A 2,318-nucleotide genomic window follows, 5' to 3' on the forward strand; every position below is an offset into this window, starting at 1 on the left:
GCTGGGCTCGATACTGTTCCCACTCCGCTTCGCTGCCTTCCCCCTTGCTAATTCCCATTACCGCACGAAGGGCGAGCGCCTCGATCTGCTCGTCCGTGATATGCACCGAGACGGGCTGATTACTCGGCGAGCCGACCATCATCGGGCTTGCCTGAGTGCTTCCCGGAATGAGAATGCCACTATGCTCAAGGTCGGTCTGGAGGCGATGCCATAGCACCTGGTTGTACTCAATGCGTCCGCGCTCCGCGTCACGCTCCCCGCCCTGGATGGTCGCTTTAAGACGAATCTGCGACTCAGCCGTTTTTCTTTGTTCGTCCAGAAGAGCCTGTTGCGCCTTGAGTTTGCGTACCGCTGGCCCCTGCATCCGCTCCTCCAGCCAGGCCTCCCACTTGAGCCGGGCAAGTCCAAGAAGCCCCGCCCGACGGGTGCGCTCCATTTCGTGTTCCAAACGATCCACGCCCGCCTCCAGGTCGAGCGCGATTCCCTGCTTGCTGCGAACCGGCTTAAGCGTCGATCGGATCAGTACCACCTCTTCATCACTGTCACTCATTCTTGCCTTCTCCTCACCAGGGCACAAATGCCCCACGTAGATAGAAAGTCTGAAATCGCCTCCCAAGGTTCACACTCGGCTCCGCAAATTTGCGGCGGGACTGAACCCGGCAAGGGAACCGGTGCCTTTATGACTTGGGACTTGGTTTTCGTCGCGCACCGGCTGAAACTGTCCCCTAAGGAATACCTTGCCCCGGAGATGAAAGAACTGTATAACTTGTCAAACAATTTTCACAAAGAGGAGAATGAGCGAGTGATACTGCTCAGCTATACCGAGGCAGCAGCGCGGGCAGGTGTCTCGGAGATGACGATCCGCAGGCGGGTCGAGGACGGCTCGTTGCCGAAGGTGCGCCAGGGTGCGCGGTCAAAGGTTAGGCTCAATGACCTTCAGGCACTCTATCCTGAAGTGGCAACCGATTCCCGTACCCATACCCCAAAACATCCCTGCCGGGTGATCGCACTGGCCAACCAAAAAGGCGGCGTAGGCAAGACCAGCACCTGCGCAAATCTGGCAGCAGCGCTCTCTTCTAACTCTCTGGTTCTTGCCATTGACTGTGATCCCCAGGGCAACCTGACCCAGGCACTTGGCCCCAACCCAGATACCTTAGAAGTGACGCTCTACAATGTCTTGGTGGAGCGGGTACCGCTTGAGAAAGCACTCTTAAACCCAATTCTCAACGAACCAAACCTCTCGCTCATCGGGGCGAACTTAGAGCTCGCGTCAGCAGACCATCAGTTGGCTGGAGCAGTGGCAAGGGAGATGCGCCTGCGGCAGGTCTTGGAGCCGCTGATGACCCGATTCGACTACATCTTGATCGACTGCCCGCCCGCCCTTGGCCTCTTAACGCTCAATGCACTCTCGGTTGCAACCGAGGTAATCGTTCCTGTGGACATGGGGGTTTTCTCCCTGCGAGGCGTTGCCAAGCTCATGGACACCATCAGCGAGATCCGCTCGGTGAATCCCGAGCTGCGGAGGGTCAGGGCGCTGTCCAACCGCTCCGATAACACCAATCTCTCCCTTGATGTACGCGGTGAGCTGAAACGAGCCTTCGGGGACGATCTTTTCGAGACAAGCATACGGCGCTCCGTGAAGATCGGCGAGGCTCAGGCAGCGCGTACCCCCATCACCCTGTACCGGGCCAAGGACCCCGCCGCGCTGGATTACTTTGCCCTGGCCGAGGAAGTACGCCAGGCCAATCTGGAGGGAGGTACGCCACCCGTAAAAGGGAAGCAGATGCCCCGCAAGGTACAGGAGGTAGTAGATGCCGCGTAAGTCATTGGTCGGCGGGGTGCTGCCCGATGCTGACACCATGAGTCGCATTCTCCAGCGAGATCGTGAGAATGCAGGACGCCCTGCCCCGGCAAGTGCGCTCCCTGCTCAGCCCGAAGAAAAAGATATTACAAGTAATATTACTGCGCATATGCGCAGTAATGAAGAAATAAGCGCAGATGCGAATCCGCGCAGACACGCAGCGGCGAAGGCGACAAGTAACAATCCCAGGCAGAAAGCGCCTGTAGAGAAAAGCGCCTCAGAGGAGCCGGGGTCACCAAGTCGTCAAGCGCACCTCGAAGCAGAAGCCATGAAACTTAGCGCCAGCAGGATGATTCCGATAACCCTGCGCATACCGGAAGAGCTGAATGATTGGCTAAGAGACTACAGCCACCGCAAACACAAGCAGGGGATCAAGAAGCAAGACCTGATCGCCCAGGCCGTGCGCTTGCTGTACGTCGAGCTAGAAGCAATGGAGGAGGCTTAGCACTATGCGACA

General features: G+C 57.9%; 3 protein-coding genes. 2 read left to right on the forward strand and 1 reads right to left on the reverse strand.

Features of this window, described 5'->3' with window-relative positions; translation table 11 throughout:
- The coding region (locus ACH2ED_RS03475; protein ID WP_395088821.1) for a hypothetical protein at window positions 1-550 on the reverse strand (550 nt) is incomplete at its 3' end.
- A 216-nt stretch (window positions 551-766) separates the two neighbouring features.
- Here ACH2ED_RS03475 and ACH2ED_RS03480 point away from each other — a divergent pair.
- Complete coding sequence (locus ACH2ED_RS03480; RefSeq protein ID WP_395088822.1) at window positions 767-1,822, forward strand: AAA family ATPase; 1,056 nt, start codon at window positions 767-769, stop codon at window positions 1,820-1,822.
- Entirely contained in the window at window positions 1,812-2,306 is a 495-nt protein-coding gene (locus ACH2ED_RS03485; protein WP_395088823.1) for a hypothetical protein, read from the forward strand. The genes ACH2ED_RS03480 and ACH2ED_RS03485 overlap by 11 nt, the downstream gene beginning before the upstream one ends.
- The last annotated feature ends 12 nt before the right edge of the window (window positions 2,307-2,318 follow it).

Origin of the sequence: Armatimonas sp., from assembly GCF_043757465.1 — a bacterium.
Lineage (GTDB): Bacteria > Armatimonadota > Armatimonadia > Armatimonadales > Armatimonadaceae > Armatimonas.